This is a genomic window from Alteromonas sp. ABH4_453 (assembly GCF_056160665.1).
On sequence record NZ_JBSWXP010000004.1, the window covers coordinates 22,923 to 44,209 of the forward strand.

At 46.1% G+C, this 21,287-nt stretch carries 15 protein-coding genes; 6 read left to right on the plus strand and 9 right to left on the minus strand.

Translation table 11 applies throughout. The annotated features are described in order from the left end of the window. Positions 1-43: 43 nt before the first annotated feature. The 9 genes from ACXAGV_RS08905 to ACXAGV_RS08945 all read right to left on the minus strand — a co-directional run bounded on the left by ACXAGV_RS08905 (position 44) and on the right by ACXAGV_RS08945 (position 8,569). The gene (locus ACXAGV_RS08905; RefSeq protein WP_474872944.1) at positions 44-913 is read right to left on the minus strand and encodes a peptidoglycan DD-metalloendopeptidase family protein; all 870 of its coding nucleotides are present in this window, start codon (positions 911-913) and stop codon (positions 44-46) included. Position 914: 1 nt separating this feature from the next. Next, positions 915-1,493, minus strand: a complete 579-nt coding sequence (locus ACXAGV_RS08910; RefSeq protein WP_474872945.1) for a YqaA family protein — start codon at positions 1,491-1,493, stop codon at positions 915-917. After that, positions 1,490-2,125 (minus strand): protein-L-isoaspartate(D-aspartate) O-methyltransferase, encoded by a 636-nt coding sequence (locus tag ACXAGV_RS08915; protein WP_474872946.1) that lies wholly within the window; start codon positions 2,123-2,125, stop codon positions 1,490-1,492. Before ACXAGV_RS08915 ends, ACXAGV_RS08910 begins: the two co-directional genes overlap by 4 nt. An 81-nt stretch (positions 2,126-2,206) precedes the next feature. Continuing rightward, positions 2,207-3,292, minus strand: coding sequence for a tRNA pseudouridine(13) synthase TruD (truD, locus tag ACXAGV_RS08920; protein ID WP_474872947.1), 1,086 nt, complete (start codon positions 3,290-3,292; stop codon positions 2,207-2,209). Next, the gene (gene ispF / locus ACXAGV_RS08925) at positions 3,289-3,762 is read right to left on the minus strand and encodes a 2-C-methyl-D-erythritol 2,4-cyclodiphosphate synthase (RefSeq protein WP_474872948.1); all 474 of its coding nucleotides are present in this window, start codon (positions 3,760-3,762) and stop codon (positions 3,289-3,291) included. The genes truD and ispF overlap by 4 nt, the downstream gene beginning before the upstream one ends. Next, positions 3,762-4,508, minus strand: a complete 747-nt coding sequence (gene ispD, locus ACXAGV_RS08930; RefSeq protein WP_474872949.1) for a 2-C-methyl-D-erythritol 4-phosphate cytidylyltransferase — start codon at positions 4,506-4,508, stop codon at positions 3,762-3,764. The genes ispF and ispD overlap by 1 nt, the downstream gene beginning before the upstream one ends. Positions 4,509-4,513: 5 nt before the next feature. Further along, positions 4,514-4,804: a cell division protein FtsB gene (gene ftsB / locus ACXAGV_RS08935; RefSeq protein ID WP_474872950.1), complete on the minus strand. Its 291-nt coding sequence runs from the start codon at positions 4,802-4,804 to the stop codon at positions 4,514-4,516. A 98-nt stretch (positions 4,805-4,902) separates the two neighbouring features. Next, positions 4,903-6,618, minus strand: a complete 1,716-nt coding sequence (locus tag ACXAGV_RS08940) for a TIGR03545 family protein (protein WP_474872951.1) — start codon at positions 6,616-6,618, stop codon at positions 4,903-4,905. A gap of 328 nt (positions 6,619-6,946) precedes the next feature. Further along, positions 6,947-8,569, minus strand: a complete 1,623-nt coding sequence (locus ACXAGV_RS08945; protein ID WP_474872952.1) for a methyl-accepting chemotaxis protein — start codon at positions 8,567-8,569, stop codon at positions 6,947-6,949. Between the two features lie 444 nt (positions 8,570-9,013). Here ACXAGV_RS08945 and putA point away from each other — a divergent pair, with 444 nt between their 5' ends. The 6 genes from putA (at position 9,014) to ACXAGV_RS08975 (ending at position 21,282) form a co-directional block, all read left to right on the plus strand. Beyond that, positions 9,014-12,811: a bifunctional proline dehydrogenase/L-glutamate gamma-semialdehyde dehydrogenase PutA gene (putA, locus tag ACXAGV_RS08950; RefSeq protein ID WP_474872953.1), complete on the plus strand. Its 3,798-nt coding sequence runs from the start codon at positions 9,014-9,016 to the stop codon at positions 12,809-12,811. A gap of 263 nt (positions 12,812-13,074) precedes the next feature. Then, positions 13,075-14,526, plus strand: coding sequence for a TolC family protein (locus ACXAGV_RS08955; RefSeq protein WP_474872954.1), 1,452 nt, complete (start codon positions 13,075-13,077; stop codon positions 14,524-14,526). Further along, complete coding sequence (locus ACXAGV_RS08960; RefSeq protein WP_474872955.1) at positions 14,523-16,025, plus strand: efflux RND transporter periplasmic adaptor subunit; 1,503 nt, start codon at positions 14,523-14,525, stop codon at positions 16,023-16,025. The genes ACXAGV_RS08955 and ACXAGV_RS08960 overlap by 4 nt, the downstream gene beginning before the upstream one ends. Then, positions 16,015-19,242, plus strand: coding sequence for an efflux RND transporter permease subunit (locus tag ACXAGV_RS08965; RefSeq protein WP_474872956.1), 3,228 nt, complete (start codon positions 16,015-16,017; stop codon positions 19,240-19,242). Before ACXAGV_RS08960 ends, ACXAGV_RS08965 begins: the two co-directional genes overlap by 11 nt. Continuing rightward, positions 19,214-19,954, plus strand: coding sequence for a response regulator transcription factor (locus ACXAGV_RS08970; protein WP_474872957.1), 741 nt, complete (start codon positions 19,214-19,216; stop codon positions 19,952-19,954). Before ACXAGV_RS08965 ends, ACXAGV_RS08970 begins: the two co-directional genes overlap by 29 nt. Beyond that, on the plus strand, positions 19,948-21,282 hold the full coding sequence (locus ACXAGV_RS08975; protein WP_474872958.1) for a sensor histidine kinase: 1,335 nt from the start codon (positions 19,948-19,950) through the stop codon (positions 21,280-21,282). The genes ACXAGV_RS08970 and ACXAGV_RS08975 overlap by 7 nt, the downstream gene beginning before the upstream one ends. Positions 21,283-21,287 lie beyond the last annotated feature (5 nt).

The following is a 21,287-nucleotide window of genomic DNA, read 5'->3' on the forward strand; positions in this document are numbered from 1 at the left end:
ATGACGTTTCTCCTTTGTCTTTTTTTATTATTATTTATTATTATTATTTTAATAATGGCAGATATTTCAAAGGGTCTAATGATTTCCCTCTATACCTAACTTCAAAGTGAAGTTTTACCGAATTTGTGCCGCTATCACCCATGGTTGCAATCTGCTGCCCTGCCGACACCCACTCTCGTTCTTTCACTAAAATAGTGTCGTTGTAGGCGTAAGCACTTAAGAACGTATCGGTGTGTTTAACAATCACTAAATTACCGTAACCTCTTAAGGCACTCCCTGAGTAAACAACTTTTCCATCCGCTGCTGCGACGACTTTACTGCCTTTAGCACCAGCGATATCAATTCCTTTGTTGCCTGATTCAGACTTACTGAAAGTACCAACTAGCTTACCTTCTGCTGGCCAAACCCACTTTTCAACTTTACTTGGGAAACTCGTTGGCGTTTGTTTTTTGACGCTTTTTGACGGCTTCTTGACAGTTGTAACATTTTGTGGGTTAACAACTTTTTCACTTTCACGATACGCCTGTGGTGATGGGCGGTCAACCAAACTTTTGTCTACATTGTAGGTGGTCGGAGTTGTTGACTGCTTGGTCTTAGTCTCAGTTTTAATGGGAGGTACAGCTACATTTGCAGGTGGTGTTACCTTTAAAATTTGGCCTGGGAATATAGTGTAAGGGGCTGATAATGCGTTGTATTTTGCTAAGTCGCGATAGTCGTTTCCGGTGTACCAAGCTACCGCGAAAAGTGTGTCGCCGCGTTGTACTTTATAGGTTTTTTTTGTGTATTCCTCGCTTCCGTCTGACACTTGGCTATTTAATAAAACAACAGGGGCAGGCGCAGTTCTTCCTGCACAACCCCCAATGAGTACACAAATATATAACAAAATTCCTATGTGAATATTGGGTATACGCATGTCATCGCAGTAGTAAATAGGCGAGTATGGCAAGAATGACGACAGTCCATCCAAGCACTTCTACATACTGTTTAAGCTTTTGTTCCATGGCTGCACCACCCCAACGCATGAGCGCTGCGACCAAAAAGAAGCGGGCGCCTCGACCAATAGCTGATGCAAGTACAAAGGGTAAGAAAGCCATTTGCAAGAATCCAGCACTCACAGTAAAGATTTTATAGGGAATAGGCGAAAAGCCAGCAAGAAAAACCACCCATACACCGTAGTCCTTAAACCACTGCATTGCAGTTTCAATTTTATGGGTATACCCCCAGCTTTCTATGAGCGGCGCCAGCCAAGCGTCAAAAGCAAAGTATCCAAGCCAGTAGCCCGCAATACCACCCAAAATAGACGCAACAGTAGTAATGAAGGCAAACTGCCATGCTCTATTAGGTTGTGATAGCGCCATAGGAGCCAGCATAACGTCAGGTGGAATAGGGAAGAACACCGACTCTGAGAAGCTTAACCCACCTAAATATTTGGTTGCGTGGCGATGCCTCGCCCAGCGTAACGCCATGTCATAACACGGCTCAAAAAGCTTCACATTAGCTCTCCTGCTACAAGAGGAACAAATCGAACCGATTCAATGGTCGATGTTTTAAGTTCCCCTTCAATCCTATCAATACACAGTAACGACTGTTGTTCGTTACCTACGGGAATAATCAACCGTCCGCCTTCTTTCAGCTGATCGCACAAATCCTGTGGAAGACTTGCAGCGGCGGCGGTGACAATAATGGCATCGTAAGGGCCCTTAGACGCCCAACCTTTCCAACCATCGCCGTGTTTCATTGCAATATTGTGAAGGTCGAGCTGATTCATTCGACGTTTCGCTTGGAATTGCAATGATTTTATACGTTCAACGCTGAATACTTTGGCGAATAGCTGCGCAAGAATAGCGGTCTGATAACCCGAACCCGTACCGATTTCTAGTACTTTCTCGGGTTTATTAGGGCTATCGAGCAGCAGCTCAGTCATTTTCGCAACGATATAAGGCTGCGAAATAGTTTGACCTTGGCCTATCGGCAGTGCCGTATTTTGATAGGCCTTATGTTTCAGCGCGTCGGGTAAAAAGATTTCCCGCGGCGTACCAGCAATGGCGTTCAATACTGCTTGCGAACGTATTCCCTCGTTATAAAGCAGTTGTGCTAACGCGTCTCCTTTTCTAGAAGCTCTCATGATGTTGCGTACTTCCTTTATTTTTATTCACAGCTACGCGAGGTTAAGTCTGTTGCGCGCCACACTTTTTTATCAATACTGTTAAACCCGATTAATGGGGGATAAGGTCTCTACGCACTCTCTAAGGACTGAGGTTGCAAAGCAGCCGCTTGGAAGCGCAAATGAGATAGTAAATGTATCACCCTTGCTCTGCCATTCAAGCTGTGAAGGCCATATTTTTACCGCTCGACGCTCTTGTTCAAAGCCGCATTGGCTCAAAAAGTCGATAACTTCACTATTTTGCTCTGCAACGGACTGTTCTAAAACGAGTGTGTCAGCTTGCGTAACAAGGTCTCCTTTGCCCCATAGTGGAGCCGATGGACACACATCTTTTGCATCGAAACGACGTTGTGCATCTTGCTGTTGTTCTGAGCCGTCATCGTCTTCTTGAATGAAAAAACTGTTGGAGCCTGAGAGCACCAATGCATCGCCGCTTAGTACCTTATCGAATGCTTGCTTTTCCAAACGAGCCGAAAGCATTTCATTGAATAACCAACTGCGCAGTGCAGACAACGCCATCGAACGTTTGTTGCGGTGTCTAATGGTTTCGCCATTTACCATGCGTTCGGCCATTACCAGATTCCCGCCGCGCTGTACCTCACCCATATCATTTAAGCGCATTACACCAAAGCGTTGCTCGCCATAGTAATTAGGTACCCCGTGCTCTGCAATTTCTTGCAAACGCTCTTCAATAGCTTCTGGGTGTAAAACCTGACGCAGAGTAATTGTAAAGTGATTGCCTTTAAGTTGGCCCGTACGCAGCTTTTTATTGTGACGCATTTGCTTTAGCACTTTAACGCCCTCCAGCTCAAAGTTGCTGAAGTCGAAATCTGGCTTGCCTGGGGCGTGAATACCAAACCACTGCTGCGTTACTGCGTATTTGTCTTTGCGACCTGCATAGGTAATCTGGCGTAGTGGCAGGTTAACGAAGCGCGCTAGTTGTTCGGCCACAAACGCGGTATTGGTGTTGGTCTTTTCAATAAATACAAACTGGTGTTCACCTTCACCACAGGGTGTATAACCCAAATCCTCGACAACTTGAAAGTCGTCGGCTTGGAATTTAAAAATACCGGTGGATACAGGCTTTGTGAAATAGTACTGCCAGTGGTCAGTGTGTAAAGGCTTCATAATTTTTCCAGTAGAACAACGGCGTGAGAGGCAATGCCTTCTTTACGGCCTGTATAGCCTAACTTTTCAGTGGTTGTTGCTTTTACGTTAATGTCGTCAAGCGCGACGCTGCAGTCGTCGGCAATAATCTCGCGCATAGCAGCAATATGCGGCGCCATTTTAGGTGCTTGCGCCACAATGGTCATATCAGCGTTACTCAGCTTATAGCCTTTATCTTTTACTACCTTTACTACGTGACGTAACAGCACGCGGCTGTCTGCACCCGCGTAAGCGTCGTCAGTGTCGGGGAAATGCTTTCCAATATCACCTAGTGCGGCTGCACCTAACATGGCATCACATAGTGCGTGAAGTAATACGTCACCATCTGAATGGGCTAATAGTCCTTGTTCATAGTCGATGTTTACACCACCTATTGTGATGGGGCCTTCGCCGCCAAATTTGTGTACATCAAATCCGTGTCCAATTCGCATTATGATTGTGCCTTTTGATTTTTTGCGCTGTAGTTATGCGAGTTATCGCATGACGCGCTAAATTTTTGTTTAAGATAAAATTCTGCCAAAGGAAGGTCGGCGGGATGGGTTATTTTTATATTTGCCGGACTTCCACTCACCATGGCAACCGTATAGCCCTCCAGCTCCATTGCCGATGCTTCGTCTGTAATGTTCGCACCTTGTGATAAACCATTTTGAAGGGCGCGCTTGAGTAACCTTGCTGGAAATAGCTGCGGCGTTAACGCGTGCCAAAGGCCGTCTCGGTCCTCAGTATGAGAAATAACATTAGTTGAAGGTTTGACCCGCTTCATGGTGTCACGAACCGGCGTTGCTAAAATGCCGCCAGAAACGTCTTCACTATTGATTAATTCAAGCAGTGCGGAAATATCGTTTGCCTCAATACAAGGCCTTGCCGCATCGTGGACTAGTGCCCAATCGTTCTGACCAAGTGACATAAGAGCGTTCAATACGCTATCAGCGCGTTCCTTTCCGCCATCTACAACGTGAATAGGCTTTTCACGTAGCTGGTATTCATCAAAATACGCGTCATCTGGGCTTATCGCTACAATCACATCATCGATCAGCGGGTGCTGTAGTAGCGCGTCGATCGTGTGTTCAAGAATAGTTTTACCATTTAGGGTTAGATATTGCTTTGGGCGGTCAGCCTGCATACGGCTGCCAACTCCGGCTGCGGGTATAACCGCAACAACGCGGGGCGATGTCATTTTCTTCACTTAGAATCTGCGGGCAAAATACGATAAAAGGTTTCTCCCTTTTTAATTAAACCGAGTTCGTTACGCGCTCTTTCTTCAATGGCTTCTAAACCAATTTTTAAGTCGCTGATATCAGCTTTTAGTAATGCATTGCGCTGAGCTAGATTGGCGTTTTGAAGGGCTTGAGTGTGAACTTCTTGCTTTCGGTTGAAATAATCGGGAATACTATTTTTTCCAAACCATAGCCTGTATTGCAATAGACCAAGCAGCACTATCAATACAATGGGAAGCCATTTACCTTGCAACACAGATTCACCTGACAATATGGTTAAGCGGAAAAAAGCAGAGGCGCTGTGCCTCTGCCGTGTCTTATTATGCCGCGAAGAAGCGCCGAGTCAAAGGTGCATTATTCGCCCTGACCAAATTTACCCTTCAATTTGTCAAACAGTTTGCTTTTTTGCTGTTCAACAACGTTGTTAAGCTGGGCTTGAAGTAGTTCCTGTAAGGCTGCACTGTCGCCTTGAGCTGCGCTTAGCATACTGTTAACGTCAACGAGCTCACCAGACAGTAGTGATTGCTCGCTACTTATCATGCTATTGAGCTTATTGTTTAATTCATCAAGTTTGTCTTTCTGGCTGTCAGTTAGCTGGGAAAGCGCCGCCTTAGCTAACTTATTATCAAGGTCAGACTTGATATTAAAGCCAGGATCCGAAAGGGTACCATCAAGCAGCATAGTCATGTTCAAGCTGGTTAGTGTTTGCAATGCCTGAGCGATAGCACTGGTAATATCACTGGTGCCAGTTGCTTCCATGACAAGTTGTTGGAGGTCGACTTCGCCGGTACCGGTAAGCATATTGTCAGTCACCTTCATCGACCCGTTAGTCTTCATTAACGCAGATTTGAGCACGGCATTAAGCGTTTCATTGCCACTAAACGAAATGTCAGACATATTTACGCCGGCTAGCTCCCATACTTGGCTAGCATCAACACCTTCACCATCAATCCAAAACTCACCGCTAGAGGTAAACGACTTTAGTAAATCGCCAGCCGCTTCAATAGTAAAGGTGGTTGGGTTACCAAATACTTCGTGAACGTTAGTGATATTGTTCCACTTGCTCGTGATAGATTCGTTTTGCCATAGTACAGAGACATTAGCCTCTTTTACTAAAATTGAGGGCACTTCAGCAGGTGCTTCACTTTTTTCTTCACCCTGAATAAGCGGCATAACAATTTGCATTGCGGCCATTAAATACTCAGTGTATTCCGCCGCTTTGTCACCAAACACAAAATATGTCACTTGAGAAAGGGCGGCTTGGTCGCCAGCAATCACCCCTTTTAGTAACGCGTAATCTTCTTGTGGTGCTTTTTTTAGTGCTTCAACACTTTCACTTAAAGCTTGTTTTGCATCGCTAGCCTTTTCAGTGAAGTTGCTGATAATCGCGCGGTCTGCCTGCATTTCTTCTTTCAGTTTATCGAATGCTGACTTGGCTTGAACCAACGCTTGAGGGTCTTTGTAATCCGTTTCTTTTAGCTGAGCGACCTGTGTTTTGTAGTACTCAATGCGCGATTTATCAGGTAAAGATTCATAGTCGTCTTTCAAACCTTTGCCATAAGTTTCGTAAGCAGTCTTTGCATTTTCAATGGCGGCGGTGGTTTTTAGTGGGTTTCGAGCAAGAAGCTCGTCAACCGAAGGCACGGCTTCTTTGGCTTTTGCTTTAATTTCGTCAAACGATAGGGAGCGTTGTGGAACGCGATACACTTCACCCTCAGACTCACGCTCAGTATCAAACTGTACATTAAGTAGGTTTAAGTTATTAACAATAACCTGGTCATCAAGCAGTGGCTTTAACTCTACGTCCGCATTCGCTTCACCCACAAAAACTTGGTTATGTGACGGTTTGGTTGGGTTGGTTAGCGCGATGCCTTTCAGCGTAACGGTAGTGGGGAAAAGAGAATGGTCGAACTCGTCGATGTTCACTTCTGCGCCGTATGATTCCCCTAATTTTGACTCAAGAATAGATTTTATAATGGTGTTGGCGAACAAAAAGTACACCAAGAATAGCAACACAAAAAAACCGGCAACCCATAGTAAAATAGGCTTCCCCTTAGAACCACTACTCATATTCAACTCCTTGATTTGATGCGCGTCTAACGTAACAAGCGCTTAAGCCATTGCCAAATTGCGATAGCATAGCCGATTACCTAGAAGAAATCGGCACTCGGCCACTTTATGTGCTTCTGAGTGTAATGCACTCAGACCTTTTGTTCCACAGGCAGAGCTTACCACTGATGGTTTAAGAGCGTCTAAATGCTACAAAGTTTCGTTCTTAGTATCGAAAACAATCGCATTTAAAGTTTGAGTTAAAGCAAGGAAGGATATAAAGAAAGGTGTAAGCGGCCTGAACGCGCGCGAATTGCTTCACGGGTTCTCTAAGCCGCGTTCGAAATGTTTACAGCTTAAAACGGTTTGCTATATCCATAATTGCTAAGCAACTGCTTTTAAGTGCTTGGCTTGCAGCCGCCAGTTCATCTGCTGTTTTTAAGCTACTGTCAGCAGCCCCTGACAACGCATTTATTCGCATATTCGCTTCTGTTGCGGCTTCCGCCTGTTGCTCGGTAGCCCGCGCAATTTCGCTACTCATATCTGCAATTTCAGTCATTAAGCGGTCAGCTTCTTGCAGGTTTTGGTTGGCTTGAATCGCGTTGTCCACGGTTTTGGCTGACGCTGACTGGCTTACTTTTACCGCATCTACAGCGCTTTTAGCATTACTTTGCAGCTTTTCTATCATAGCCTGAATTTCGTCGGTGCTTTGTCCAGTACGACTTGCCAAAGTACGAACTTCATCCGCTACTACAGCGAAGCCTCTTCCTTGCTCGCCAGCTCTGGCAGCCTCAATCGCGGCATTAAGGGCGAGCAAGTTGGTTTGTTCTGCAATGCCTCGGATCACGTCAAGTACAGCGCCAATGCTATCTGTTTGGGCTGCAAGTTCTGTAACAACCGTACTCACACTTTCGATGTCCGAAGTGAGTGAGCGTATGTCCTGTACCGTGCTATCGACCACCGACGCGCCATTTTGAACGTTACCGCGAGCACCAATGGTGCTTTTTTCCGCAGATTCTGCATTGCCGCTCACGTCGTTAATTTGTGTTGTCATTTCTTCCATCGCTGCGGCAACTTGCAGCATGTTTTCGTTTTGCGTTTGGGCTTGCGCATTACTATTTTGGCTGGATGTTTCGACTAATTCTGCCTGCTGGGTGAGCGAACTAATATTTTCACGGATACCTAATAGTGACTGGCGCATTTTATCCGTGTATTCATTGAAATAGCGTGCCAAACGCGTTATCTCGTCTTGACCTGTTTCAGGAAGGGAACGCGTTAAATCGCCCTCTCCTTGAGAAATGTCTTTCATTCGCTCAGTGACTTCTTGAACAGGTTTTACGATGCTACCGCCTATCACATATACCAGTAACACAATCAGTACAATGCTCACTAAACAAAATACAATGATTAGGTTTCTCAGGTGAGCGAATTCTTTTTCGAGATTGGTAAGGTATATGCCTGAACCAACAGTCCAGCCCCACGGCTTAAACTCTTTAACATAGGAAATTTTGTCCGTAGGTGTTTCTTCGCCGGGGAGGGGCCAGACGTAATCAACAAAGCCATCACCTTTTGCTTTGACTTTTTGCGCCATCTCGATAAAGAAAGTTTTGCCGTTTCCATCTTTGAATGTCCTGAGATCTTTGCCATCGAGCGCTGGCTTTATGGGGTGCATGACCATGGATGGTGTTTGGTCTTGTATCCAAAAATAGTTACTCCCGTCATACCTAAGCGCTTTCACCGCTTGTAGTGCCTGTTGTTTAGCTGTTGCTTCGTCAACGTCGGTACGTGCTTCGAAGCTACCTAGCATAGTGTGAACCACTTCAACCAAGTGCTGATTTTCGTCATAAGACTTCTGCTTCAAAGCTTCGTAGTGCCTGTTTAGGACAACTGCAGTAAGAAGTACAAATAACAACGTTAAAAGGGCAACGATGATGCCCAGTCGTTGAATTAAACTGAATTTTCTTAACCACATCTGCAAATACCTTTTTTGTCTTCTTGTTTTTTTTAAAGTGTAGACGCTTTTTTGTTAACCGCAGTTAATTGCAATTAAGAATAGACCATTTTATTAAATGCATAGCATGGGCTATACCACCAGTCTGTTAACCCGGGTTTTAGTCAAATTTAATGTGATATCGAAAGGTTGAAAAATGTCATCTAACGTAGTGAGTACGTAGCTTGTCATAGAATCCCGAAAAACTTTGCTGCTAGGGGCTTGGCAGAGCATTTTTGTGTGCTACTATCCGCCCAAATTTGGCTCCGTCGTGATCTTCATCCAAAAGTATGAAGTTAAAAGAAGAACGATAGGTCAACGCAGGGTTTCGACTTTGCTTGTTTTTTAGCCGCTTCCATGTAACCGTGGGCAGTCTTACACGGCGGGAACGCTTTTTGTTACAGCTATTTCTATGAAAGGGTTGCAATGCTCATTAACGACACACTTCATACAACTTCACCCCTACGCCAGCGCATAAGAGACTACTATCGCATTAGTGAGTCGGTGGCTGTGGATCAAATTCTTCCTATTGCCGAGGTCAACCCGCGTGCACGAAGTCGCGCATGGGAACGCGCACGAAAGATGGTGCTTCAAATTCGTCGTGAACAAGAAGGTCACGGTGGCGTTGACGCACTATTGAATGAATACTCGCTATCTACTGCAGAAGGTGTGGTATTGATGTGCTTGGCTGAAGCCTTGCTGCGTGTTCCAGACAAAGCTACTCAAGATGAGCTTATTCGTGACAAACTGTCGCAAGGACAGTGGACGCCTCACTTGGGGAATTCAGAGTCGTTATTTGTTAACGCATCGGCGTGGGGCTTGTTGTTTACGGGCAATATGGTGAACTATGCCGACAAGCGCAAGAAAGAACAGTTTGGCTTGTTAAAACAAACCCTTGGCCGCTTAGGGGAACCTGTTATTCGCCGTGCAATGAATATTGCTATGCGCGTTATGGGCCGTCAGTTCGTTATGGGCGAAACCATTGAAGACGCGGTAGAACGCGCCAAACAGAAAGAAACCAAAGGATATGTGTATTCTTACGATATGCTAGGTGAAGGCGCACGTACCATGCATGATGCTGAGCGTTACTACGATGCATACGTGAAAGCCATTAAAGTTATCGGTAAAGCGGCCAATGGTCGTGGGCCTAAGCGTTCACCGGGTATTTCGGTAAAACTTTCTGCTATTCATCCGCGCTTTGAATTTTCTCATCGCGAACGCGCCATGGAAGAAATACCGCCGCGTTTAAAAGCGCTGTGTATGATGGCGAAGGAATACGATATTGGTTTAACGGTAGATGCGGAAGAAGCCGACCGCCTTGAACTTTCCTTAGATATCATCGAAGCCGTATTCCGCGACGAAGATTTAAATGGCTGGACAGGCTTTGGCTTGGCTGTGCAGGCTTACCAAAAACGTGCAATCCACGTTATTGAACACTTACGCGAGCTTACCCTAGAGGTAGGTCGCCCGCTAATGGTGCGTTTGGTTAAAGGCGCCTATTGGGATACTGAGATTAAGCTTACTCAGCAGGCGGGTCTTGAAGAATTTCCTGTATTTACCCGTAAGTCATCAACTGACGTGTCATACCACGCCTGTGCGAACCGTTTACTTGAGTACCGCGATACCATCTATCCGCAGTTTGCTACGCATAATGCTTACACAGCATCTGTTATTGTTGAGCTTGCTGGCGATGACAAAGAAGGTTTCGAGTTCCAGTGTCTGCACGGTATGGGCGATACCCTTTACGATCAGGTGGTGACCGAAGATAAAATTCAGTGTCGCGTGTACGCGCCAGTTGGTGAACACGAAGATCTATTGGCCTACTTGGTACGCCGTCTTCTTGAAAATGGTGCGAACTCATCATTCGTTAACGCTATTGTTGATGATGAAAAGCCAGTTGAAGCCTTGCTTGAAGATCCAGTAGAGAAAACGCAGCGGTTGAAGGTGCGTTATAACAAGTTAATTAAAACGCCACGTGGGCTGTATGCGCCAGAGCGTGACAACTCGCGCGGTTTAGACCTTACCGACACTAATGCGGTAACGGCACTCAAACATGAACTTGAACGCTGGCAGGATTACTACAAAGCAAAAGGCGACATTCCTGCAGGCGCTACACCTGTTGTAAACCCTCTAGATCACAACGATATTGTGGGCTACCACCACTACGCAACGCCCGATGAAATGCGTAAAGCGTTAGATGACACTGATGCAGGTTTTGATGCCTGGTCTAAGCGTGATGTGAGCGAACGCGCAGAGATTCTGAATCGTACGGCAGATGCGCTTGAGCGCCATATGGCTGAGCTTATTGCCATTTGTATGCGCGAAGCGGGTAAAGTTGCGCAAGACAGCATTGATGAAGTACGTGAAGCGGTAGACTTCTGTCGCTATTATGCAGTGCGCGCTGAAGAGCTTGCTGAAGACCAGCGCTTAAAGCCTCGTGGCGTAGTACTTTGCATCAGCCCATGGAACTTCCCATTGGCCATATTCCTTGGACAGGTTACAGCGGCATTAGCAACGGGCAATACGGTTATTGCTAAACCTGCTGAGCAAACAAGCATTGTTGCACAGCGCGCGATCGACATTATGCACTCGGTAGGTTTACCGGAAGATGCATTAAAGCTTATCGTATCGCCAGGTAAAGAAGTGGGTGAAACCTTATTGCCTGATGAGCGCATTAAAGCGGTAATGTTTACGGGCTCAACGCAAACGGGTACGTTGATTTCACAAGTGCTTGCAGAGCGCGGAGGCGAACAGGTACCGCTTATTGCAGAAACGGGCGGTCAAAACTGTATGATTGTTGATTCGACGGCACTGCCAGAGCAGGTCGTTGACGATGTCATCCGCTCAGGCTTCCAGAGTGCTGGTCAGCGCTGTTCTGCGCTTCGTGTGCTCTATGTACAGGAAGAGATCGCAGATGACCTTACTGAAATGCTTATTGGTGCAATGAAGGAGTTAACAGTAGGCGACCCCACGCAGCTAGCAACCGATGTGGGCCCTGTTATCGATGAGAAGGCACTTAAAAGCCTAACAGACCATCAAAAAGCAATGGAAGATAAAGCAAAGCTGCTTTATCGCTCACCATTGCCTGAACAATTCGAAAACGGTACCTTCTTCCCACCGACTTTGTATGAAATCAAGAACATTGATGTGTTGGAAAAGGAAGTATTCGGTCCAGTGGTTCATATTGTACGCTTCAAGTCGAAAGAGCTTGATGGCGTACTTGAGCAGATTAACGGCACGGGCTATGGCTTAACAATGGGTGTTCACTCGCGCATTGAAGAGCGTGCTAATGAAATTGCAGCGAAAAGTCGCGCAGGTAACGTTTATATTAACCGCGATATCATTGGCGCTATCGTTGGTGTTCAGCCGTTTGGTGGCCGTGGGTTATCTGGTACGGGTCCAAAAGCAGGTGGTCCTAACTATTTGTCTCGCTTGATGATGGAGCGTGCTACGCCTAAGCCTTCACATATTGATGATATAGACGGTACTGATACTGCACTTGTAGGTGATGAAAAGATTGCCGAACGTGCACACGTTATGATGGATAGAGCAAAGGCAGTGGAAGTGCAGTGGCGTCATACGCCGTTGAACGACCGGATCTCTATGGTACGCCAACTTCTAGCGAAAATTGCGAAAGTAGACATTGTTGACGAGCTAGCCGACGACTTAAACCGTACACTTGCGACGGCGCGTCAGCAGCTGATCAGCGTTGAGCGCAAGTTAGCAAAACCACAAGTTCTGCCGGGGCCAACAGGTGAGTCGAACAAACTTTACCTAGAGCCGCGCGGTATCTTGGTATGTTTTGCCGATAAAGAAGTAACCTTTGAATATTGGTTACTCTCTGTTGTAACAGCACTTTCAACCGGCAACCCAGTAGTGTCAGTTGTGTCTGAAATCTTCTATGATGAAGCCGTAGAAATTCAGAACAAATTTGAATCGACAGGCGCACCAAAAGGCTTATTCCAAGTAGCGCGCCTTGCCCACTTAGATACCCTGTTGATGGATGAAGATTTATCGGGTGTTGTAGTGGATTCGAGTACTGAACGTACGGCGAGAATCTCGGCCATGCTGTCTTCTCGTGAAGGGGCTATTTTGCCGGTAATTACCGCGGAATATAACGATAACCTTATTCAGCGTTTGATGACCGAAAAAACTATCAGTATTGATACAACGGCATCAGGCGGCAACACGTCATTGATGACTCTAGTTGAAGATGATGAATAAGCGGTAGCGTTCGCTGGAAATAGCTAATTCATTAAATAGCTATTGTATCAATATCTTAGGCCAGCTTGACGCTGGCCTTTTTTATTCGACTTACTCTGGGCTTGATCTAAGCCTTTTCATGCCTTTCTCCTCTTTTTCTTACCACTTTCTCATGCCTTAACCCTGCCTTAACCCTGCGTTTGAAATACTAGCGTCAGTTAATTTAAACAAGTTGCGTATAGGCCTTAAAAAGTAAGCTATGCGCCAAGCAATAGGCATAAGTAATGGGTAAGATAAAACTGACGGTAAATAGTATTACCCTTTGTATTTTATTGTTTGCATGCACAAGTACTGATGACAGAAGGTTGAGCGAATCAGCATTCCTTACAGCGGGAAATGATGTTGTGTGGCAGTCCCAAGCACAGCAACGGGTTTCAGCGCAAACCCTAGTGTTGAATTCAGACACTGGGTTAACCGACGTCATAGACCTCAATCAGCTTCCGCATTTAGCAGATTTTATTGATGAAGCTTTGTCTTCCAATGCAAGTCTGCAGCAGGCGTTAATCACGCTTCGTAAAGCACAAGTTGCCATTGATAGTGCAAAAGCAGACAGAAATCTAAATATTGACGCAAGCTTTTCGTCAACAAAAAGTGAAACTACAGGCAGCAGTTCATCTACTACTAGTACGGACGTAAATACAAGTAATCAGCTAAACAACCCAAGCTATAGCGCAAGTTTAAACGTTAGTTGGGAGTTAGATTTGTGGCAGAAAATTAGCGATGGCATAAGTGCTGCAAAATTAGATGCCGCGAGTGCCAGAGCCAGCTATCAATCCGCCAGAGATTCACTGGTTGCCAGCGTAATAAGAAGCTATATCGATGTACTCACTCAACAGCAATTACTAAATATCGAACAGGCTCGGTTATCGGTACTAGAAAACAATGAAGCAGTGATCTTAACGCGCTATCGCACCGGGCTTGGAAGTCTAGATGATTTAGATACCGCGCGTACAAGCAGCGCAAATACCCGTGCATCTATTGCCCTGTATGAAAATGCACTGTCATCAGCAAAGCGCACATTGGCAGTACTCCTAGGCAGACAAAACCAATCGCTAAGCGCCCTTGATACGCAGGTTAATTTTCCAGATATCCTGTTGCCGCTTGCTAATTTGCCAAAACAAGACCTTGCCCGCAGACCTGACCTTCAGGCGGCCTTCTACACGATACAAGCAACAGAGTTTGAAGTTGATGTGGCCTATAAATCACTGCTGCCAAGCATTAGCCTGTCTGCATCGCTATCTGACAGTGCCTCTACGCCTTCTCAAGCTTTGTTTACAAACCCTGTATGGACATTGCTTGGACAGATGACGACACCTCTTTTTCAGGGAGGCGCATTAAGGGCGCAAGTAGAAGACGCAAAACTTACCGCAGCAAATGCTTGGTGGCAGTATCGCGAAACGCTATTAACTGCGGTGCAGGAAACCCAAAACGCACTGGATAGTGAAACTGCCTACAGCGCGCGAATTGGCCATACAAATGTGGCGCTTGCTAACGCAGAGCGCAGTGTAGCTACTGTTGAAGGTCAATATCGACAAGGCCTTGCTGATATTTTGGACTTACTTTCTGTGTATAACACGCGCTTTGACTTAAAAGCTCAGGCAGTTGAGCTTCACGCCCAAAAATTACAAAACCGAATTGACTTAGGCCTGGCTCTTGGCCTTGGAGTGTCGCAATGAGAAATAAACGAATTATCGTAACCTTAATCGCTGCTGCGAGTATTGCGCTGGCAGTCATGTATACCATGATGAACATGGGGGCTCAGCATCCTGGCGCTCGGCCGCAAGGGGCCTCTGAATCAACCCCGCCAGCTTCGCCATTACCTGATGATACTGAGCAATTAAAAGGTGACGCTTCAACAATGAGGCCGACAGGCGGTGAAAAGCCTCTTAAAGGCGAACTGGCTGAAAACGCTATGCGTCGTCCACCCAGAGAAAGCGAAACGGAAGTAGCTAAAGAGGCAGGTGAAAGGCCATCTGCAGATAGCACTACTTATCGCGCGCCAAAAGGAGAACAAAGTACCGACTCTCAACTGGCTCAAGTTGGGGTTATCAACGTAACCACAGACAGCTACAAGGCCAAAGTAAAGGGGTATGGTCAGGTAGTTCCTCAAGATAGCTTGAGCTTAGTCGCACAGGTTAGCGGGCAAGTTACTCACGTATCATCAACTTTTAAGACTGGCGCGTTAGTTGAAAGTGAAACAATTTTAGCGCGCATTGATGACACCAGCTATCAGCAGGCATTAGCAAGTGCTAATGCGACTTATCAAGCCGCTGTAGTAAGCCTAGAAGAAGAGCGCTTACAGGGGATGCAAGCTAAAGACGAGTGGACACGTTCAGGGCTTGACGGTGAGCCACTATCCGCATTGGTATTAAGAAAGCCACAGCTAGAAGCCGCGCAAGCAACCTTGGATGAAGCCCAGCAGACGGTAAACTCTGCAAAGCGAGACTTAGCTTTTACAGCATTACGTTCACCTTTTAATGCTGTGGTGGTGAGCCGTGATATAGCGCAGGGAAGCTTTGTTCAGGCCGGCAGTGCTGTTGCAACACTTTATTCTGCTGATGTTGCCGAGGTTGCTATAGGGCTGTCTCCGAGCCAATGGACTCAGTTACCTTCGGTTTCTGGAGCGCAGCTCTCTGGTGATGCTACTTTTAATTGGTCGGTCACCCTGACCGATACCACCACAGGCAATAAATGGCGTGCCAATATCGCTCGAGCTGAATGGCATCAAAGCGATACAACGCGCCAGCGCAACGCTATTGCGGTTATTGAAAAGCCATTAGATCAAGCAAATCCGCTTTTATTCGGCAGCTTTGTGCAGGCAGAAATTGAAGGAAGGCAGCTCGAAAATGTATGGAAGCTACCGGCTTCTGCCATTTCACAAAAACAAGAAGTATGGTTGGTAATGCCGGCCACCGGGCAGCTAGCGAAGTTTACTCCCTCAGTGCTTTTTGAAAGCGATAGCTATGCCTACATCACTCCACCTAAGGCGAGTGATATTGCTGGCGACATTACCAATGAGTCTGGGAGCAATACGGGCAGTGAAGCCGAGCCGGAACTTGAAGGGGAAATTCGCCAAGCGATGGTCGTTGCGCGCCCTTTAAACAGTTACCTGATCAACACGAAAGTTAAGCCTGTTGTAGAAGGGCAAACGGGAGGGCAAGCCAATGACAAATAACCGAAACGGCGGGCCTTTTGATGGCAGCGAAGAGCCTAAAAGTAATAGACATAATGGGAAAAGTCCTCGGGGAATTATCGCTTGGTTTGCACAAAATTCGGTGGCGGCCAATTTACTGATGGTCAGTCTTATCGTGCTGGGTTTAGTCTCCTTGAACGATATCCGCAAAGAGGCGTTTCCAAGCATGGAGCCACGCTTTGTTACCATATCAATGACATATGATAGCGGTGACCCCAAGCAAGCCGAAGAAGGCATTGCCATCAAAATTGAAACTGCGCTAGAGGCCATTCCCGGTATAAAGCGAATCACGTCTACCTCAAATGCCAGCGGCGCCAGTGTGCAGGTGGAAAAGGAAACCGAATACGATCTAGACATGCTTTTCAACGACATTAAAACCGAAGTAGACAGTATTTCTAACTTCCCGTCGGATGCTGAAAACCCAGTGATCAGCAAAGCGCGCCGCCAAGAGCATGCTATTTGGGTGCAGCTTTACGGTGATGTCGACCACGCTACGCTTCAGTACTTGGGTGAGCAATTAGAGCGCGATTTACTGGTCGAAGAGGATATTCGGGAGGTCAGCGCGGGTAGTTTTGTCGACCCCATGATGTCTATTGAAATAGACGAGGGTAAGCTTCAGGCCTATGGTTTAACGCTATCTGATGTGGCAGATGCGGTAAACCAAGAGTCTAATACCGCCCTTACAACCAGTTTGCGTAACAAAGAAAAAGTAATTCGGTTAAAAGCCTCTGAACAGTCTTATTGGGCGAAGGATTTTGCTGACATTCCCCTTATTACCGATACGAATGGCGTAATACTTTCCGTTGGCGATGTGGCGACGGTACGCGATATGTTTGCCGATGACAGCTATCACTTGTCTCGTTACAACGGAACCAATGGATATGGTATTCAGGTGCTAATGGATGAATATGGCGACGTAACGAAAATGGTGCAGCAGGCCCACGAGGTAGTGGATGCGTGGCATGATAAAGGTTTACTACCTCAAGGTGTCGAACTCGAAACCTGGTATGACAAAAGCACGCTTATTACCGAGCGTTTGGAACTGCTCACTAGTAACGCACTAATGGGGATTGTGTTGGTGTTTGTTACCCTTGCTGTGTTTCTTAATTTGCGTGTGGCATTTTGGGTAGCGGCTGGCTTGCCGTTTATTTTCTTCGGCACCTTGTACTTCATGACCGATAGCTACACGGGAATGACGCTAAACGAGATGACCACGTTCGGCTTTATAATGGCACTTGGCATAGTGGTAGACGATGCCGTAGTGGTAGGAGAGAGCGTTTACGCCACGCGAAAACAGCATGGCGATACGTTACATAATACCATTTTAGGTACGCATAAAGTGGCGGTGCCCACACTGTTTGGGGTGTTGACCACGGTAGCAACCTTCTTCGCGCTATCGAACGTATCTGGCGGCTTAGGTACCTTGTACTCGCAGTTTGGCACTATTGTTACTTTGTGTTTACTGCTCTCGGTGGTGGAGTCAAAGCTCATTTTGCCCTCGCATTTAGCCCACCTGCCAACCAAACAGAAAACCCGAAAGGGGGTAGGCGGCCTGTGGAATAAAGTGCAGCAAAAAGCGGATGGTGGACTTCAATGGTTTAACTACCGAGTCTATCAACGCTTGTTGAAGGTCACTGTAGCCTACCGCTATGCAGCCGTTTTATTGTTTATCGCGCTTTTTATCTTGGTTGTTAGTTTACCGCTAACGGGCGCTGTACGTGTAAGCTTTTTCCCCAGCATGCAAGGTGATACTGTTTCGGCGAATATGTCCCTTTATAGTGATGCTAGCTACGGGCAGAACGAACGCAACTTAATGCTGCTAGAGAAAAATGCGCTTGAAGCAGATCGCCAGCTAATCCAAGAAAATGGCACTAGTGAAAGCGGTATTAGTAGTTTACAAGTAACGGCGAGTGGCGACCAAAGTGGCACAATCACTATATCACTTGATGAAAACTCGTCGTATTCTTTGGATGAGTTGTCTGCACGCTGGAATGCCTTAACCGGCAGTTTAGAAGGCGTAAAAAGCTTAAAAATACGCTCTCGACGAGAAATGGTAGACGGGTTTAATGTTGAAATAAAAAGCATTAACGACGATACCTTAACGGCGGCGAATGACGCCTTTGTTCAAGTGCTTAACAATATTGATGGCGTATATGCAGTAGAAAGCTCACTTACACCCGGCGAAGCCATGATGCGCTTTGAACTTACCCCTGAAGGACGAGCCTTGGGGGTAAATACCCAAAGCCTATCGCAGCAGCTGTTAAAAGCGTTCGGCGGAGAAATTGTTCAGCGCTACCTGCGCGATAAAAACGAAGTGAAAGTGCGGGTACGTTACCCTGAAAAGGATAGGATGAACCCGTCGGATGTGATGAATACCCAAGTGCGCCTAGATGATGGCACTGTGGTACCACTTTCCGTAGTGGCGAATGTTATTCAAGATGTACAAGAAAAACAGGTAGTGCGTATAGACGGTTTGCGCGCTTTAACGGTAAGTGCGTCGGTGGATAGCGATGTTATTACTTCTACAGAATTGGTTAACTATCTCAATAGTGAGTTTGTACCCCAGTTAGAACGTCAATACCAAGATTTATCGCTTTATTTTGCCGGTGAAGCCGAGCAGCAAGCGGAAACACAAAGCTCAATGCAAAGCGTGTTCATACTCGCTTTATTGTCTATTTTTGCGTTATTAGCAATACCACTTAAATCCTATGTGCAGCCGCTCATTATTATGACTGCAATTCCCTTTGGTATCGTGGGAGCTATTCTTGGGCACTGGTCAAATGACCTCATGATAAGCCTACTGTCGTTAAACGGCATATTGGCGCTTAGCGGTGTAGTAGTAAACGATAGCTTGTTGTTAGTTTCACGATTCAACGCTTTACGCGAAGACGGAATGCCTGTGAATGCGGCAGTAATTGAAGCGTGCACCAGCCGCCTGCGCGCGGTACTGCTAACCTCAATTACGACCTTTGTAGGCTTATACCCCATACTAGGGGAAACGTCGGTACAAGCGCAGTTCCTCATTCCGGCAGCGGCGTCATTGGGTTATGGTATTTTGTTTGCCACTCTTATCACGCTTTTATTAATTCCGGCATTGCTGTTAATTTATGAAGATGTAAGCCGTTTAATGGCAAAGTATTTGGTCAAACCCTTAACGGAGAGTACGGTTAATGATCCGCGTGTTACTAGTGGAAGATGATATGGGCCTAGCCGGCAATATCATTGACTATTTAGAACTTGAAAATATGGTGTGCGACCACGCTGCTAATGGCGTGGCAGCACTAACGTTTATCCAAACTAATCCGTATGACGTTTTAGTATTAGATATCAATTTACCAAGACTTGATGGCTTAAGCGTATGCGAAAAAGTACGCGGTGACGGCAACGATACGCCTATCATTATGCTGACGGCCCGTGACCAGTTGGAAAACAAGTTAGAAGGGTTTCAAAAAGGGGCCGATGATTATTTAGTAAAACCCTTTGATATGCCTGAACTGGTTGCACGAGTTTCAGTGCTGGCGCACAGGCGCTCATCGCAAGTGAAAAGGCTAAACTTCGGGAATGTGAGCTTAGAATTAGGTAGCGAAGTGGCAAGTGTTGATAACACGCCTATTAAGCTAAGTCCTACTGGCTTTACCTTGCTAAAATCCTTATTGCAGCAGCAAGGAAAGGTTATGCCACGGGAGCGTTTACTCGATGCGGTGTGGGGAGAGGATGCGCCCGAAAGTAATGCGCTAAAAGTCCACCTTCACAATTTGCGCAAATCGTTGGCTCAAGCTAAGACAAACATAGAAATTAAAGCCGTACCAGGCACAGGGTTTTGTGTTGCCTTAAAAGCTGATCAAATGGCAAATGAGGGCTTGGGTAACACTTTGTCGTCAAATAAAAGTAAGGACACTGACCAATGGTAAACGGCCTTCGCATCAGCTTAAGACGTTATGTCTTATGGTCGTTGCTAAGTTTAGCGACTATAGTCATTGTGTTGTTTTCTATACAGAGTAGCGATAGCTTTTTCGATGGTATGGACGGCATGCTCAGAAATACCATGATAAGGGCCGCAAACAGTACCGAGTTTGATAACCGCAATCATGCGCAGATCCTCGATTTACATGTTTATGCTCATTACAATGACCTGCCTGATGAAGTGAAGCAAATCTTTTCCAAAGAGCGCTTTGAGCCATATACCCTATTAAAAGATATCAATAAGCCAGATTGGTTTTCTCGCCCAGTTTCGGCGCATTTTGCTGTGTTGGTCCCTCTGGATGATGGAAGGCTTCGATACGTTTCCCAAGTGTTCCGAGCGCCGCCCTCAGATGGTCAAAAGCACTTTAGAATTAACCATGTTATCTACAGTGCTTTTGTAGGTTTTGTCGCACTTATTTCCTTTTCTGTCGCGCTTCTATTTTTAATGCGCAGCGTGTCTCGTCCCATAGAATCATTACAACGCTGGGCAGCCTCTCTTGATGAGAAAGAGCTCGACAAGCCTATTCCTGAGTTTCGCTATAAAGAGCTTAACGCGCTCGCAGCGATAATTCACGGTAGCTTGCAAAACGTACGCACTACGCTTAACCGAGAGCGGGAGTTTGTTAATCATGCCAGCCATGAGCTTAGAACGCCTATTGCCGTTATTAGAAGCAGTGCGGCTTTGCTGCATAGAGTGTTAGATAGTGGGAATACCAAAGGCAACAACGCTCTAGCGCGGGTGGATCACGCCTCAAAAACCATGGCGGATTTGACAGAAACTTTACTTTGGCTAGGAAGAAATGAAGAGACTGCGCTGCCTAAAGAGAACGTTGATCTAAAAGCCATGGTTGAGGCTCTTAGCCAAGACTTAATGTATTTGCTGTCAGGCAAAAATGTGAATGTGCAATTGCACCTGAATGAATGTGAATTAATGCTGCCTAAAACCGCAAGCGAAATAGTGATTGGAAACGTAATTCGAAACGCTTACCAGCATACTCAGCAAGGTAACGTCACTATCACGCTTTCAGGTGCAACGCTTACCGTACTTAATGAAGAAGGTGGCATAGAGCAAGACGAAAGTGCCTCTTTATCGGTAACGCCAAATAGTGAGTTAGATGGCGGTTTTGGAATAGGCTTAAAACTCATTGATAAGCTATGTTCGAAGCTGGAGTGGGGATATTCACACAAAAAAGTCATTGCACAAGATACAAAAGACAATATAAAAGGTATGAGCTCTGTGGCGCAGGGGTATAGCGTTGTGCTAAGACTACAATAATCTGA

What these genes read in the sequence shown, in the direction of transcription:
- ACXAGV_RS08965 (WP_474872956.1), top strand. Translation starts at nt 16,015, where the DNA reads ATGACAAATAACCGAAACGGCGGGCCTTTTGATGGCAGCGAAGAGCCT.
- ACXAGV_RS08905 (WP_474872944.1), bottom strand. Translation starts at nt 913, where the DNA reads ATGCGTATACCCAATATTCACATAGGAATTTTGTTATATATTTGTGTA.
- ACXAGV_RS08975 (WP_474872958.1), top strand. Translation starts at nt 19,948, where the DNA reads ATGGTAAACGGCCTTCGCATCAGCTTAAGACGTTATGTCTTATGGTCG.
- putA (WP_474872953.1), top strand. Translation starts at nt 9,014, where the DNA reads ATGCTCATTAACGACACACTTCATACAACTTCACCCCTACGCCAGCGC.
- ispF (WP_474872948.1), bottom strand. Translation starts at nt 3,762, where the DNA reads ATGCGAATTGGACACGGATTTGATGTACACAAATTTGGCGGCGAAGGC.
- ACXAGV_RS08945 (WP_474872952.1), bottom strand. Translation starts at nt 8,569, where the DNA reads ATGTGGTTAAGAAAATTCAGTTTAATTCAACGACTGGGCATCATCGTT.
- ACXAGV_RS08955 (WP_474872954.1), top strand. Translation starts at nt 13,075, where the DNA reads ATGGGTAAGATAAAACTGACGGTAAATAGTATTACCCTTTGTATTTTA.
- ispD (WP_474872949.1), bottom strand. Translation starts at nt 4,508, where the DNA reads ATGACATCGCCCCGCGTTGTTGCGGTTATACCCGCAGCCGGAGTTGGC.
- ACXAGV_RS08940 (WP_474872951.1), bottom strand. Translation starts at nt 6,618, where the DNA reads ATGAGTAGTGGTTCTAAGGGGAAGCCTATTTTACTATGGGTTGCCGGT.
- truD (WP_474872947.1), bottom strand. Translation starts at nt 3,292, where the DNA reads ATGAAGCCTTTACACACTGACCACTGGCAGTACTATTTCACAAAGCCT.
- ACXAGV_RS08960 (WP_474872955.1), top strand. Translation starts at nt 14,523, where the DNA reads ATGAGAAATAAACGAATTATCGTAACCTTAATCGCTGCTGCGAGTATT.
- ACXAGV_RS08915 (WP_474872946.1), bottom strand. Translation starts at nt 2,125, where the DNA reads ATGAGAGCTTCTAGAAAAGGAGACGCGTTAGCACAACTGCTTTATAAC.
- ACXAGV_RS08970 (WP_474872957.1), top strand. Translation starts at nt 19,214, where the DNA reads ATGATCCGCGTGTTACTAGTGGAAGATGATATGGGCCTAGCCGGCAAT.